This is a genomic window from Streptomyces sp. NPDC059582 (genome assembly GCF_042735715.1).
Classification (GTDB): domain Bacteria; phylum Actinomycetota; class Actinomycetes; order Streptomycetales; family Streptomycetaceae; genus Streptomyces.
Genome location: NZ_JBHWCC010000043.1, coordinates 1 through 14817, shown reverse-complemented (window position 1 = coordinate 14817; position 14817 = coordinate 1). Strand labels below are relative to the sequence as shown.

13 protein-coding genes are annotated in these 14817 nt (G+C 71.2%); 12 read left to right on the top strand and 1 reads right to left on the bottom strand.

The window, feature by feature from the left end:
• The first annotated feature begins 176 nt into the window (after positions 1 to 176).
• From ACFV0T_RS30185 to ACFV0T_RS30130, 12 genes are all read left to right on the top strand, one after another.
• Complete coding sequence (locus ACFV0T_RS30185; protein WP_385785842.1) at positions 177 to 749, top strand: YqgE/AlgH family protein; 573 nt, start codon at positions 177 to 179, stop codon at positions 747 to 749.
• Positions 750 to 778: 29 nt separating this feature from the next.
• A complete protein-coding gene (locus tag ACFV0T_RS30180) occupies positions 779 to 1072 on the top strand; it encodes a DUF3039 domain-containing protein (protein WP_385785840.1) in 294 nt (97 codons plus the stop codon).
• A 216-nt stretch (positions 1073 to 1288) separates the two neighbouring features.
• Complete coding sequence (locus ACFV0T_RS30175) at positions 1289 to 2596, top strand: extracellular solute-binding protein (protein ID WP_385785980.1); 1308 nt, start codon at positions 1289 to 1291, stop codon at positions 2594 to 2596.
• Between the two features lie 5 nt (positions 2597 to 2601).
• On the top strand, positions 2602 to 3483 hold the full coding sequence (locus tag ACFV0T_RS30170; RefSeq protein ID WP_385785837.1) for a carbohydrate ABC transporter permease: 882 nt from the start codon (positions 2602 to 2604) through the stop codon (positions 3481 to 3483).
• Complete coding sequence (locus ACFV0T_RS30165) at positions 3480 to 4328, top strand: carbohydrate ABC transporter permease (protein ID WP_385785834.1); 849 nt, start codon at positions 3480 to 3482, stop codon at positions 4326 to 4328. Before ACFV0T_RS30170 ends, ACFV0T_RS30165 begins: the two co-directional genes overlap by 4 nt.
• A gap of 1 nt (position 4329) precedes the next feature.
• The gene (locus tag ACFV0T_RS30160) at positions 4330 to 5961 is read left to right on the top strand and encodes a beta-N-acetylhexosaminidase (protein ID WP_385785831.1); all 1632 of its coding nucleotides are present in this window, start codon (positions 4330 to 4332) and stop codon (positions 5959 to 5961) included.
• A gap of 261 nt (positions 5962 to 6222) precedes the next feature.
• The gene (locus ACFV0T_RS30155; protein ID WP_385785829.1) at positions 6223 to 7116 is read left to right on the top strand and encodes an FAD binding domain-containing protein; all 894 of its coding nucleotides are present in this window, start codon (positions 6223 to 6225) and stop codon (positions 7114 to 7116) included.
• Positions 7113 to 8618, top strand: a complete 1506-nt coding sequence (locus ACFV0T_RS30150; RefSeq protein ID WP_385785827.1) for a 2Fe-2S iron-sulfur cluster-binding protein — start codon at positions 7113 to 7115, stop codon at positions 8616 to 8618. The genes ACFV0T_RS30155 and ACFV0T_RS30150 overlap by 4 nt, the downstream gene beginning before the upstream one ends.
• Positions 8615 to 10924, top strand: a complete 2310-nt coding sequence (locus ACFV0T_RS30145) for a xanthine dehydrogenase family protein molybdopterin-binding subunit (RefSeq protein WP_385785824.1) — start codon at positions 8615 to 8617, stop codon at positions 10922 to 10924. The genes ACFV0T_RS30150 and ACFV0T_RS30145 overlap by 4 nt, the downstream gene beginning before the upstream one ends.
• A complete protein-coding gene (locus ACFV0T_RS30140; RefSeq protein WP_385785821.1) occupies positions 10921 to 11049 on the top strand; it encodes a hypothetical protein in 129 nt (42 codons plus the stop codon). The genes ACFV0T_RS30145 and ACFV0T_RS30140 overlap by 4 nt, the downstream gene beginning before the upstream one ends.
• Positions 11050 to 11435: 386 nt before the next feature.
• A complete protein-coding gene (locus ACFV0T_RS30135; RefSeq protein WP_385785818.1) occupies positions 11436 to 12635 on the top strand; it encodes an SUKH-4 family immunity protein in 1200 nt (399 codons plus the stop codon).
• A gap of 566 nt (positions 12636 to 13201) precedes the next feature.
• Positions 13202 to 13516 carry a hypothetical protein gene (locus tag ACFV0T_RS30130; protein ID WP_385785816.1) on the top strand — a complete coding sequence of 105 codons (315 nt, stop codon included), beginning with the start codon at positions 13202 to 13204 and terminating at the stop codon, positions 13514 to 13516.
• A gap of 538 nt (positions 13517 to 14054) precedes the next feature.
• On the opposite strand, the gene ACFV0T_RS30125 is transcribed toward ACFV0T_RS30130, so the two are convergent.
• Positions 14055 to 14600, bottom strand: a complete 546-nt coding sequence (locus tag ACFV0T_RS30125) for a GIY-YIG nuclease family protein (protein WP_385785813.1) — start codon at positions 14598 to 14600, stop codon at positions 14055 to 14057.
• Positions 14601 to 14817: the final 217 nt, after the last annotated feature.

Genomic DNA, 14817 nt, shown 5'->3' with positions numbered 1-14817 from the left:
CAAGTACCGCTCAGCGACGTCATAGCTGTGCCACAACACGAACGGTTCCGCGGCGGACACGCGGGGTCACGGACGTCGGCGTGCGCGTCGGATGCGTCCGTGCGCCCTGAGCTGCCGTCACTCCCGTGCCCGCATCGGCTCCCCACTCGACGGGCAGATGCGGGATCATGTCTGGCATGACCGAGGTGTCCTCGCTCACAGGGCGGCTGCTCGTGGCAACGCCCGCCCTGGCGGACCCGAACTTCGACCGTGCGGTGGTGCTGCTCCTCGACCACGACGAGGAGGGCTCCCTCGGTGTCGTCCTCAACCGTCCTACGCCGGTGGGGGTGCGCGACATCCTGGAGGGCTGGGCGGACCTGGCGGGCGAGCCGGGCGTGGTCTTCCAGGGCGGTCCGGTCTCCCTCGACTCCGCGCTGGGCGTCGCGGTGATCCCGGGCGGTGGTTCGGCCGAACGTGCGCCGCTGGGCTGGCGCCGGGTGCACGGCGCGATCGGGCTGGTGGACCTGGAGGCTCCGCCGGAGCTGCTCGCCTCGGCCCTCGGTTCGCTGCGGATCTTCGCCGGTTACGCCGGCTGGGGTCCCGGCCAGTTGGAGGACGAACTGGTCGAGGGCGCCTGGTACGTCGTCGAGTCCGAGCCGGGCGACGTCTCCTCCCCGTCCCCCGAGCGGCTCTGGCGCGAGGTCCTGCGCCGTCAACGGAACGAACTGGCGATGGTGGCCACGTATCCGGACGACCCGTCGCTCAACTGACGCGGGTGAGTTTCAGTACCCTTGGCCGTATGAGCACTCTCGAGCCCGAGCGCGGGACTGGTACGGGGACCCTCGTAGAGCCGACGCCACAGGTGTCCCACGGCGACGGCGACCACGAGCGCTTCGCCCACTACGTCCAGAAGGACAAGATCATGGCGAGCGCCCTCGACGGGACCCCCGTCGTGGCGCTGTGCGGCAAGGTCTGGGTGCCGGGCCGTGACCCGAAGAAGTACCCGGTGTGTCCCATGTGCAAGGAGATCTACGACTCCATGGGCGCCGGCGGCGGCGACGGCAAGGGCGGCAAGGGCGGCGACGGCAAGTAGCAACCCCTCGGACTTCCAGAAGGCCCCCGGAGTGCGCTTTGGCGCCCTCCGGGGGCCTTCGTGTGTTTTGCCGTTGCAAGGAGTGCATCGGCCGGTCACAGAGTGGTTGAGACCTCTTGTGGGCGTGTTCATGAAGTCCCTAGCCTCCGCAGTGTTGTGCACAGCGAAACCGTCATTGCGCATGTTGCAACGCATTCGGAGGAGCACCTCATGAACATGAAGCTGTCCGTCCGACGCGCCGCGCCAGCGGCGCTCCTGCTCGCCCTCGGCCTCGTCGGCGCCGCCTGCGCCCCCCAGACCTCCGCCGACTCCACCTCGGACAAGGACGACAAGACCGGCACGCTGCGCGTCTGGCTCTTCCAGGAGGTCGGCAACAAGCCGAAGGAGCAGGTCGTCGACTCGGTCGTCGCCGCCTTCGAGAAGGCCCACGAGGGCACGAAGGTCGACGTCGAGTACATCCCCGTGGAGACCCGCGCCCAACGCGTCAAGGCAGCCTTCAACGACCCGAAGTCCGCCCCCGACGTCATGGAGTACGGCAACACCGACACCGCCGGCTACGTCCACGACGGCGGACTCCTCGACATCACCGGGGAATTCGGCACCTGGAGCGAGGCCAAGGACACCGACCCCACGGCCCGCCAGTCGGTCACCGTCGACGGCAGGGTCTACGGCGCGCCCTTCTACGTCGGTGTCCGCGCCCTGTACTACCGCACGGACGTCTTCGAGGAGCTGGGCCTCGAGGTGCCCCGGACGATGGCCGAGCTCGCCTCGACGGCCCGTACGATCCGTGCCGCCAAGCCCGACCTCTACGGCCTGGTCGTCGGCGGCGCCTACACCTACGGCGCGATGCCGTTCATCTGGGCCAACGGCGGCGAACTGGCCGACGGCAAGAACGGCTCGTACGCCTCCGCCATCGACAGCGCGGCCGCCCAGAAGGGCATCAAGGCCTACACCTCGCTCTTCTCCGACGCCAACTGTCCGGCCGCCAAGTGCGCCGGCATGGGCGGCAACGACACGGTCACCGCGTTCGCCGCGGGCAAGGCGGGCATGGCGATCGGCGGCGACTTCAGCCACACGGCCGTGGAGGCCGGGAAGGTGAAGGGCAAGTACGCGGTCGTCCCGCTGCCGGGCGTCACGGCCGGCTCGATCGCCCCGGCGTTCGCGGGCGGCAACAACATCGGCGTCCTGAAGAGCACCTCGCACCGCACCCTCGCCGTCGGCCTCATGGAACAGCTCGCGTCGAAGCGGTCCCAGACCGAACTCTTCGGCGCGATGGGCTTCCTGCCCACGTTCACGGACGTCCGCGAGAAGGCGGCCGCCGAGAAGCCGTACGTGAAGCCGTTCGTCGAGACCCTCTCGGCCGGCGCCAAGTTCGTCCCGGCCTCGCCCGCCTGGTCCCAGATCGACTCCTCCCTCGTCCTGCCGACCATGTTCCAGGAGGTCGTCAGCGGCCGGAAGGACGTGGCGGCGGCCTCGAAGGACGCGGCGACGAAGATGAACGACGCGTTCGGTTCCGCCGGGTGAGGCGGATGGGCAACCGCGCCACCTGGACCCCCTGGCTCTACCTGGCCCCCGCCCTCGTCGTCCTCGGCGGCCTGCTGGCCTACCCGATCTACCAGCTCGGCCTGATCTCGTTCTTCCGGTACACCCAGGCCCAGGTCAGCGGCGGCGAGCCGACCACCTTCCAGGGCTTCGGCAACTACGCGGCCCTCTTCGGGGACGAGCGGTTCTGGCAGGTGCTGCTGGCGACCGTGCTGTTCGCGGCCGCCTGTGTGATGTCGACCCTCGCCGTCGGGTGCGCGCTCGCCGTGCTGCTCACCCGTGTGCGGGCCGTGCCCCGGCTCGCCCTGATGCTGGCCGCGCTCGGCGCCTGGGCGACCCCGGCCGTCACCGGCTCCACGGTCTGGCTGCTCCTGTTCGACCCGGACTTCGGACCGGTGAACCGGATCCTCGGACTCGGCGACCACTCCTGGACGTACGGGCGCTACAGCGCCTTCCTCCTGGTGCTGCTGGAAGTGGTCTGGTGCTCCTTCCCGTTCGTGATGGTGACGGTCTACGCCGGTATCCGCGCCGTACCGGGCGAGGTGCTGGAGGCGGCCGAACTGGACGGCGCCTCGCAGTGGCGCGTGTGGCGTTCGGTGCTCGCGCCGATCCTGCGGCCGATCCTGACGGTGGTCACCATCCAGTCGGTCATCTGGGACTTCAAGGTCTTCACCCAGATCTACGTCATGACCAACGGCGGCGGCATCGCCGGCCAGAACCTCGTCCTGAACGTGTACGCCTACCAGCAGGCCTTCGCGTCCTCGCAGTACGGCCTCGGCTCGGCGATCGGCGTCGTGACGCTGCTGATCCTGCTCGCCGTCACGCTGGTCTACCTGCGGCTGCTGCGCAGGCAGGGGGAGGAACTGTGAGAGTCGTGAGGGGCCTGAAGGTCACCCGGCCCGGGCGCGCGCTCGCCGAGACGGCCGCGCTGCTGATCGCGGTCGTGGTCGCGTTCCCCCTGTACTGGATGGTGCTGAGCGCCTTCAAACCGGCCGGGGAGATCGAGTCGGCCGAGCCGCGGCCCTGGACCCCGGCGCCGACCCTGGATTCCTTCCGACGGGTGTTCGGACAACAGGAATTCGGCCGCTACTTCCTCAACAGTCTCGTCGTGTCGTCTTCCGTCGTGATCGCCTCCGCGCTGATCGCGTTTCTCGCCGCGACCGCCGTGACGCGATTCCGCTTCCGCTTCCGGACCACCCTGCTGATCATGTTCCTGGTGGCCCAGATGGTGCCCGTGGAGGCGCTCACGATTCCCCTGTTCTTCCTCATGCGGGACGCCGGCCGGCTGAACACCCTGGGGTCGCTGATCCTGCCCCACATCGCCTTCTCGCTGCCGTTCGCGATCTGGATGCTGCGGGGGTTCGTGAAAGCCGTACCGGAGGCACTGGAGGAGGCCGCGTACATCGACGGAGCGAGCCGCGCGCGATTCCTCTGGCAGATCCTTTTCCCGCTCGTCCTGCCGGGGCTCGTCGCCACGAGCGTGTTTTCCTTCATCTCCGCCTGGAACGACTTCCTGTTCGCCAAGTCCTTCATCATCAGCGACACCTCCCGGTCGACGCTGCCGATGGCCCTTCTGGTGTTCTACAAACCCGACGAGCCGGACTGGGGCGGCGTGATGGCCGCCTCGACGGTGATGACGATCCCGGTGCTGATCTTCTTCGTACTCGTACAGCGACGGCTGGTCTCCGGACTGGGCGGAGCGGTAAAGGACTGACGTGACTTCTTCGACGGACCTGATCCCGGCCCCACGCACCATGGCGGGGCCCATGAGCTGCGGTGTCGCGCTGGACGAGGACACCACCGTATGGGCCGCGCCCGGCACGGGCGGCACGGAACGCTGGCTGCGCGGCACCCTCGGCCCGGCCCTGGGCCTGTCCCTGCCGCCGGGTCCCGAGGACGCCCCAGGCTCACTTCGACTGCGCCTCGACGACACCCTGGAGCCCGAGGCGTACAAGCTCGCCGTCAACGCCACCTGGGGCATCGAGATCCGGGGCGGCAGCGCGGCCGGGGTTTTCTGGGGCGCTCAGACACTGCGTCAGCTCCTCGGGCCCGACGCCTTCCGGCGGGCCCCGGTCCGGCCGGGCGTCACCTACGGAATCCCGCACCAGACCATCGAGGACGGGCCCCGCTTCCGCTGGCGCGGCCTCATGCTCGACGTGGCCCGGCACTTCATGCCCAAGGAAGGCGTGCTGCGCTATCTGGATCTGATGGCCGCGCACAAACTCAACGTCTTCCACTTCCATCTGACGGACGACCAGGGCTGGCGCGTCGAGATCAAGCGGTATCCGAAGCTGACGCGGACCGGTTCCTGGCGGTCGCGCACGAAATTCGGCCACCGGGCCTCCGCGCTGTGGGAGGAGAAGCCGCACGGCGGCCACTACACCCAGGACGACATCCGCGAGATCGTCGCCTACGCGGCCGAGCGGCATATCACCGTCGTCCCGGAAATCGACGTGCCGGGGCACTCGCAGGCCGCGATCGCCGCGTATCCGGAACTCGGCAACACCGATGTCGTCGACACCTCCGCCCTCACCGTCTGGGACAACTGGGGGATCTCGCCGAACGTGCTCGCCCCCACCGACGCCACCGTGCGCTTCTACGAGGGCGTGTTCGAGGAACTGCTCGACCTGTTCCCCTCGGAGTTCGTCCACGTCGGCGGTGACGAATGCCTCAAGGACCAGTGGCGGCGGTCGCCCACCGCGCAGGCCCGCATCAAGGAGCTCGGACTCGCCGACGAGGACGCCCTCCAGGCCTGGTTCATCGGGCACTTCGACACCTGGCTGGCCGCGCGCGGGCGCAGGCTCATCGGCTGGGACGAGATCCTGGAGGGCGGGCTGGCCGCGGGCGCGGCCGTGTCCTCCTGGCGCGGCTACGAGGGCGGGATCGCCGCCGCGCGGGCCGGCCACGACGTCGTGATGTGTCCCGAGCAGCAGGTGTACCTGGACCACCGGCAGGATCCCGGCGCGGACGAGCCCGTCCCGATCGGATATGTCCGCACCCTGGAGGACGTCTACCGGTTCGAGCCCGTTCCCGCGCAGCTGACGGAGGAACAGGCCCGGCACGTGCTGGGCACGCAGGCCAACGTGTGGACCGAGGTGATGGAGGACCAGGCGCGCGTGGACTACCAGGCCTTTCCGAGGCTCGCGGCGTTCGCCGAGGTCGCCTGGGGGCTCCTGCCCGAACCCGCGGAACGGGACTTCGCCGACTTCGAGCGGCGGATGGCCCTCCACTACCGGCGACTTGACGCCCTCGGCGTCGGCTACCGGCCGCCCGCCGGCCCGCACCCCTGGCAGCGGCGCCCCGGCGTGCTCGGCCGCCCGATCGACGGTCCGCCCCCGAGCCGGTAGGAGCGGCGGCACCGCCGGGGCCGCCCCGAACAGGTCACGGAAAAGCCGCACAAGGGTCACCGAAGAGTGTCAATCGGCACGCACCGGTGATGCCGTGCGAAACCGGACCATCTCCGCAATGAGGTGGGCGAATGCCTCCTAGCGGACCCCCGCGTTCGGGTCCCGCGAAGATGTGCCAGAGTTGCCACGTCCGCCCTGTCAGCACGTACCGTACGGCAGCACAGGTGGGACCAGGTGGGGCAGCGGGAAGGGGCAGCCGGTTTGACCACGCACGCACCGCAGGCGGCGCAGGCCGTGACGCTGCCCACGACGCTGGACGAGGCCGTGGCGGCACTCGCCGCCATGCCCGCCGCCGTGCCGGTGGCCGGCGGCACCGACCTCATGGCCGCGGTCAACTCCGGCCAGCTCCGGCCGGCCGCCCTGGTCGGCCTCGGCCGGATCAGCGAGATCCGCGGCTGGCAGTACCAGGACGGCCACGCGCTGCTCGGCGCCGGCCTCACCCATGCGCGGATGGGCCGCCCCGACTTCGCCGCCCTGATCCCCGCCCTCGCCGCCGCCGCGCGCGCCGCGGGCCCCCCGCACATCCGCAACGCGGGCACCCTGGGCGGCAACATCGCCTCGGCGTCGCCCACCGGGGACGCCCTTCCGGTGCTGGCCGCCCTGGAGGCGACGCTGATCATCGCGGGCCCCGGCGGCGCCCGCCGCGAGATGCCCGTCTCGCACCTGCTGGCGGGCATGGAGATGCTGCGCGCCGGCGAACTCATCGGCTACGTGCGCGTGCCGCTGCTGCACGCCCCGCAGGTCTTCCTGAAGGCGACCGGCCGTACCGGACCCGGGCGTGCCACCGCGTCCGTGGCGCTCGTCCTGGACCCCGCCCGGCGCGGCGTCAGGTGTGCCGTCGGAGCCATAGCGCCGATGCCGCTGCGCCCCCTGGAGGCCGAGCAGTGGGTCGCCCGGCTCATCGACTGGGACAACGGCCGCGCGATCGTCCCGGAGGCGCTGAACGCCTTCGGCGAGTACGTCGCCGCGGCCTGCATCCCGGACCCGGTCCCGGAGGCGGACGGCTCCGTACCGCAGCTTCCGCCCGCCGTACTGCACCTGCGGCGCACCGTCGCCGCGCTGGCCCGACGAGCACTGGGGAGGGCGCTGTCGTGACCGACGACCAGCACGGACAGGACACGCCCCGGAGCGGGAGCCGCTGGGACCCGCTGCCCCAGGGCGACTACGACGACGGCGCCACCGCCTTCGTGAAGCTTCCCGAGGGCGGCATCGACGCCCTGCTGGCCGCGCGCGGCGACAGTCCGCTCGCCGCGCCCGGTCACGGTTACGTGCCGCCGCGCATAACGGCCACGTCCCACCCGGACGCGTCGACCGACCCGGCGGCCACCGGCACCTGGTCGGTGCCCGCCGACGCCGTCCGGTGGCCGGACTCCGACGCCGTGCCCCAGGAGACGGGCGGCGGCGACCGGTTCACGTACCACCCCGGGTCCACCGGCCAGTGGACCTTCGAGGACACCGCGGCCGCCGAGTCCGCCCCGGCACCCGGCCACGACGTGACCGGCCAGTGGTCGATCCCGGTGGCCGGAGGCGACCTTCCGGACGAATCGGGCGAGTTCACCACATCGGCACTGGTGGAGCAGTGGGGCGGCACCCCGCCCGCCACCCTCCCCGGCGGCGCGTCCGCGCCCTGGGCGACCGGTGAGACCAGCGGGGCCGGACAGCCCTGGGGCGAGCAGGCGCTCGCGCGGCCCGACGAACAGCCCGGCCACGCCCAGCCCGTGCGGGAGACCCACGCCGAGCCGTACACGCCCGCACAGCCCGCTCCCGCGCCTCTGGAGGCCCGGGAGGCCGATGGCGTGCCCCTGGACGCCCACGGGGCCGCTGGGGCCCCTGAGGGGGCACCTGAGCCCGCGGCCGAGGACGCCACCGCGCCCGCGCAGGAGCAGGCACCGGCGGACGAGCCGACGGCCGGCCCCGCCCCGGACTCCGAGGCCGCCGCCGAACCTCCCCACGACGACCACCCCCTGGCCTCCTACGTCCTGCGCGTCAACAGCTCCGACCGGCCCGTCACCGGCGCCTGGATCGGCGAGTCGCTGCTGTACGTGCTGCGCGAACGGCTCGGGCTCGCGGGCGCCAAGGACGGCTGCTCGCAGGGCGAGTGCGGAGCCTGCAACGTCCAGGTCGACGGCCGGCTCGTCGCCTCCTGCCTGGTACCCGCCGTCACCGCCGCCGGCAGCGAGGTCCGTACCGTCGAGGGCCTGGCCGTCGACGGACACTCCTCGGACGTGCAGCGGGCGCTCGCCAAGTGCGGCGCCGTGCAGTGCGGTTTCTGCGTGCCCGGCATGGCGATGACCGTGCACGACCTCCTGGAGGGCAACCCGGCCCCGACCGAGCTGGAGACCCGCCAGGCCCTGTGCGGCAACCTCTGCCGCTGCTCCGGCTACCGGGGCGTCCTGGACGCCGTACGCGAGGTGGTCGCCGAACGCGAGGCGCACGCCGCGGCCGAGGCCGAACCGGACGCGGACGAGCCCCGTATCCCGCACCAGGCGGGTCCGGGCGCGGGCGGCGTCAACCCGTCGGCGTTCGACACCCCAGGGGCCCCCGGGACACCGGGACCGCACGACCGGACGTACGGCCAGGACGGAGGCCAGGCGTGAGCAACGAAACCGCCACCGCGACCACCGCCGCGGAGCCGACCCCCGCCCCCGAACCGATCCCGCACGGCCTCGGCGCCTCGCTGCGCCCCGCCGACGCCCGCGCCAAGACGGAGGGCACGTTCCCGTACGCGGCCGACCTGTGGGCCGAGGGCCTGCTGTGGGCCGCCGTGCTGCGCTCCCCGCACCCGCACGCGCGCATCGTCTCCATCGACACCAGCCACGCGCGCGACATGCCCGGCGTACGCGCCGTCGTCACCCATGAGGACGTTCCCGGCAGCGCGCTGCACGGACGTGGCAGAGCCGACCGCCCGGTGTTCGCCTCGGAAGTCGTCCGCCACCACGGCGAGCCCATCGCCGCCGTCGCCGCCGACCACCCGGACACCGCGCGCATGGCCGCGGCGGCCGTCATCGTCGAGTACGAGGTCCACGAGCCGGTCATCGACCCCGAGCAGGCCTTCGAAGCCGAACCCCTGCACCCCGACGGCAACCTGATCCGCCACATCCCGCTGCACCACGGCGACCCCGACGCGGTCGGCGAGATCGTCGTCGAGGGCCAGTACCGCATCGGCCGCCAGGACCCGGCCCCCATCGGCGCCGAGGCCGGTCTCGCCGTGCCCCGCCCCGACGGCGGCGTCGAGCTCTATCTGGCCTCCACCGACCCGCACGCCGACCGCGACACCGCCGCCGCCTGCTTCGGCCTCGAACCGGAACGCGTCAAGATCGTCGTCACCGGTGTCCCCGGCGCCACCGCCGACCGCGAGGACCAGGGCTTCCAGCTCCCGCTCGGCCTGCTCGCGCTGAAGACCGGCTGCCCGGTGAAGCTGACCGCGACGCGCGAGGAGTCCTTCCTGGGGCACGTCCACCGGCACCCCACCCTGCTGCGCTACCGCCACCACGCCGACGCCGAGGGCCGGCTGGTGAAGGTCGAGGCGCAGATCCTGCTGGACGCCGGCGCGTACGCAGACACCTCCGCGGAGGCGCTGGCCGCCGCTGTCTCCTTCGCCTGCGGCCCGTACATCGTCCCGAACGCCTTCATCGAGGGCTGGGCCGTCCGCACCAACAACCCGCCCTCCGGCCACGTCCGCGGCGAGGGCGCCATGCAGGTGTGCGCCGCCTACGAGGCGCAGATGGACAAGCTCGCCAAGAAGCTCGGCCTCGACCCCGCGGAACTGCGCCTGCGCAACGCCCTGGCCACCGGGGACGTCCTGCCCACCGGCCAGAGCGTGACCTGCCCGGCACCGGTCGCCGAACTCCTCCAGGCCGTACGGGACTTCCCGCTCCCGGCACTGCCCAAGGACACCCCCGAGGACGAGTGGCTGCTGCCCGGCGGCCCCGAGGGCGCGGGCGAACCGGGCGCGGTGCGCCGGGGTGTCGGCTACGGCGTGGGCATGGTCCACATGCTCGGCGCGGAAGGCGCCGACGAGGTCTCCACGGCGACGGTGAAGGTCCACGACGGCGTGGCGACCGTGCTGTGCGCCGCGGTGGAGTCCGGCCAGGGTTTCACCACGCTGGCCCGCCAGATCGTCCAGGAGACGCTGGGCATCGACGAGGTGCACGTGGCGCCGGTGGACACCGACCAGCCGCCCGCGGGACCTGGCAGCCGCGGCCGCCACACCTGGGTGTCCGGCGGCGCGGTCGAACGCGCCGCCAAGATGGTCCGTACGCAGCTCCTCCAGCCCCTGGCGCACAAGTTCGGCATGTCCACCGAGCTGCTCCAGATCACGGACGGCAAGATCACGTCGTACGACGGCGTCCTGTCCACCACCGTCACGGAGGCCCTGGAGGGCAAGGAGCTGTGGGCCACGGCCCAGTGCCGCCCGCACCCCACCGAACCGCTGAACGAGTCCGGCCAGGGCGACGCCTTCGTGGGGCTCGCCTTCTGCGCGATCCGCGCGGTCGTCGACGTCGACATCGAGCTGGGCGCGGTCCGGGTCGTGGAACTCGCCGTCGCGCAGGACGTCGGCCGGGTCCTGAACCCGAACCAGCTGGTCGCGCGCATCGAGGCGGGCGTCACCCAGGGCGTCGGTATCGCCCTCACGGAGAACCTGCGCACCCCGCGCGGGCTCGTCCGCCACCCCGACCTCACCGGGTACGCCCTGCCCACCGCCCTGGACACGCCCGACATCCGCATCGTCAAGCTGGTCGAGGAGCGGGACGTGGTCGCGCCCTTCGGCGCGAAGGCCGTCAGCGCGGTGCCGGTCGTGACGTCGCCCGCGGCGATCGCCTCGGCCGTACGCGCCGCCACCGGCCGTCCCGTGAACCGGCTGCCGATCCGCCCGCAGGCCGCGGTGGTGACGTCCCAGTGACCGCGCCCGAGCCCGGGTTCCCGCGCTACGAACCGGCACCCGGCGTCGGCAGGCTGCTGATGTGGGTCGTGCTGTTCGTGCCGGCGGCGCTGGCCGTGGTGCTGGGCGGCGTGTACTTCACCTGAGCACAGTCCGGGTCACCTGACTGCGGTCACCGGCCACGAGCTCTGTCCGTCACCGGACTACGGCCACGGGCCACCGGTCACCGGCCGCTGTCCACCGGCCACCGGTCACCGGCCGCTGTCCACCGGCCGCTGTCCACGGGCCGCCGGTCACCGGCCGGTGCGAGGCGGGAACGGTCGGGGCCGTCGCGACGTCTGTTCAAGTCGGGGCCGTTGTCAGTGGTGCCGCGTAGTGTTCCGGGCAGTGGGACGAACCAGTGGTCCCGACCGGTGCGACCGGCCGGGGGACGGCCCGCCGCGGGGCACCGGCTCCAAGGGGACGTCCTCGGGAGGGCACCGGCTCCGGAGGGGACAGCGACTCGCACAGCGACTTCACGCACGGGGGAACGATGAGCACGACCGACGCCGCCGGCACCGCGGTGATCACACTCACCGCGGACGAACTGGATCCGTACGTCACGCACGCGCCGACCCGCCGCTGGCTGAGCGGCCCCGGGCTGCCCGCCGACGGCGACCTGCTGTCCTTCGACGCCCTGCGCACGGACGGCCTGCGCACGGTCGCGGACTCCACCGGCGACCCCGACCGTCTGGCGGCCGAGTTGCGCGACCGGCTGGTGATAGGCGGGATCCTGGGCGCGGACGGCCGCGAGACCGAGTCGGTCCTGCTCGACGGCGCGACCGGCGAGATCTCGACGACGTACTTCTTCCACGACCGCCCCGACCTGATGCACACCCGCCCGCTGGCGCCCTCGCTGGAGAAGCTGGTGCGGTTCGCGACGGCGACGGACGAACTGGCGGCCCTGCGCGGCCAGTTCGCCTCGTACGCGGGCCGGCTCGGGCCGCAGGTGGTGACCGAGGCGTCCCGCCGTCTCCTCGCGCTGTTCGAGGAGGGCACGGACGGCGATCCGGGCCCCTTCTGGAGGATGACGGCGGTGATCCGACCGCTGGCCCTGGTGGCGGGCCCGGGCACCGCGTCCGGGCTGGCGCTGGACCTGCCGTCCCGCCTGCTCGACGACGCCTTCGGCGCGGGCCGGATCGCCCGCTTCGAGGACGTCGACTTCCCGTCCGGGCTCACCCACGAGCCGACCCGCCGCTTCCTGCGGGAGGCGGGCCTGCCGGAGGACGGCTACTGGTTCTCGCTGGACACGGACGTGCCGCTGCCGTCCCTCGCCGAGTACTACGCCACCGAGCGGGAGGACGGCCAGGACGACGGCATCGCCTCCTACCTCCCCGCCGACGCGGAGCGCCTGATACGCCTCGGCCACCTCCTGGAGGACACCAGCCTGCTCGTCGACGGCACCACCGGCGCGGTCCTGTGCTGGAGCGAGGTCGACGTCACCCTGCGCCCTCTCAACGCCGACGTGTCCACCCTCGCGTTCACGCTGTGGCTGATCAACCAGGAGAAGACCCTCGACACGGTGCACGGCCTGACCGACGCCTACGACCAACTGGCCGAGACGATGTCCCGCACCCTGGCCTCGACCGACCCGATCGCCTGCGACCCGACCCCGTCGACCCCCATGGACGACGGCTGGCGCTACTGGCCGGAGATGTTCGGTGACCAGGCGGGCGGAGGGCTGTACGCGTAGAACACCCTGCCGCCCGTCCGGATCCACTGGAGGCCGTGGCGGGAATCGAACCCGCGTAACTCGCTTTGCAGGTTTGTCCGGGCAGGTCAGAGCATGATCCAGGGGCGTTCATCGGCGTTCGTGCCCGTACGGACACCGTGCTCTGTCGGGCCGGGCGTACGGCTCCGGCCGGCCGCGTACGGGCATGAATGAGACGGAAACTGAGACGGTAGGTCCATCAGTGCGTGTGCAGGCGCCTACCGTGACCGCAGCATGGGGCGATCCGAGGGGTGGGCATGGACGTTGCGGTGTGGCTGACCGGACTCAGTGCACTGGTGGGTGTTTGGTTCGGCGGTCTGTTGTCGTCTCGGGCGCAGGATCGGGCGTGGAGGCGTGAGGAGGCAAGGCTCTGGCGGGAAGTCCGGCGCGTGGCGTACGGGGCCTTGGTTGCCTCAGTCAGAGACTACCGGCTCAACGTATCTGGCCCCCACGTTCAAATTGAGGTGCGGGCCCGCCCTGGGAGGGATGAGATAGGCCAACGTCTCATCCCTGGCATTGGGACGGAGGGTGCCAAGTACCAAGAGGCCATGGAATCGGCCTTCACCGAGGTGCAGCTGATAGCTCATGACCAAGAGACGATTGATCGAGCACATCTGCTCACGAGCATTGCGCGTCGCATCGCGGTTGCTCGGGCTGTGCATGGCGCCGGCGGCGTTCCCAGCGATCTAGACGAGAGTTTGTTCGTGGCAGAGCGCGCCTTCGTCAACTCAGCGCGCCGTGACCTCGGCCTTCGTAGCGTGAACGCGCCCCCGTTTCCCGACGCGCTCTGGCAGATCGATGTCGACCTGCTTCAGGCATACCGAGACCGCAACCCGGGATCTCCACCGGATTCCAGTGACTGAGGCGGTGCTTCAACCCGGCGGGCAAAGTCTGACCGCTTTGCAGGTTTGTCCGGGCTGGTCAGGGCATGATCCGGGGTCTTCAGGCGCGTCAATCCCGTGCGGACGGCGTGGACGGCAGGGCTGAGGGGACGGTCCTGAACGACCGCGCACGGCTGCGAACGAGACGGAGCTAGGACGGCTGACCTGGACGACGCCCCCCGCACGCGGGCAGAGGGGCGGGACCCTGTGCGGGGGTGCCGCCCCTTCGGGCATTCTCTGCGGCGACTGTAAAGGTACGTCGCTGACCAGGCAGAACGGCGTTTGCGGGCGTTGGCTGCTGTTGAAGCGATGCTGTTGTGCCCTCGTTGTGCCCTCTCCGGGGCGGCGGGTTCCGTCCACGGTTCGGAGGAGGTGAGCACGCTTTAGGAGTTCGATTGCGGACCTCATCCGCTTCGGGTAACGCGCCCGTGGGGCTGCATCAGCTTTCGGGTCGTGGCCGCCCCTGTGCGCTCCGGTCCGTCGTCGTTGATGTCAACCGGTGATGTCAGGCTGTGGGCCTCTACGCGCTGATGGGAAGTTCCTTGGCCCGCTGCCGTGCTCTGGCTCGGATCTCCTTGAGCTGAGCGTGGAAAGCATTGTCGCCGTTCTGGTCTAGGTTCAGCGGCAGGTCCAGTTGCGAGATGAGCTCAGACTCCAGCGTCCAGGGCTCCTCATGCTCTACCCAACAAACGCGAGCGTTGTCCGCCATCCACTGGCTGAGTTTCGCCTCGCCGGCCTGGCCGAACGTCATCCGCTTGCCACTGCCCACTCGTCGCAGCTCCAAGTCGAGCAGACAGCCGAGAGACTTCCGCAGCGTTGACCCTTCGGCGTTGCCCCGGAAGTGGTAGCGCACGCGGTCCCGAAGATTCTGCGTGCTGGTCCGGTTCGCCATGTACCGCGGTGCTATGCCGACATAGAGCATGCGTCCGGCAACCAGCCCCGGGTGGGGTGCCTGCTCGAAGTACCACCCGTACACACCGGATGCCGCGGGCACGGGGTTCGACCGGCTCAAGACCTCCTGCGCCGCCCACAACCTAGTGGGATTCGTGAGGGCGGTAGCTGCCATGGAGCCTCCCTTGTGTCGGCGTGATCGCCGCAGGCTACCTGTTGCCGCTGACACTGATCCGCTCCATCCACCAGTGGGCCTGGCCAGGTGGCAAAGCGATGCTGTGGTCAGGGAGCCCAGGTGCTTAGACGTCGTTTCAGTTGGTGAGTCGGCGGTGGCAGATGAGGGCTGCGGCTATGCCGACGAAGGCAAGGAAGTGTTCGGATTTCCGCTCGTA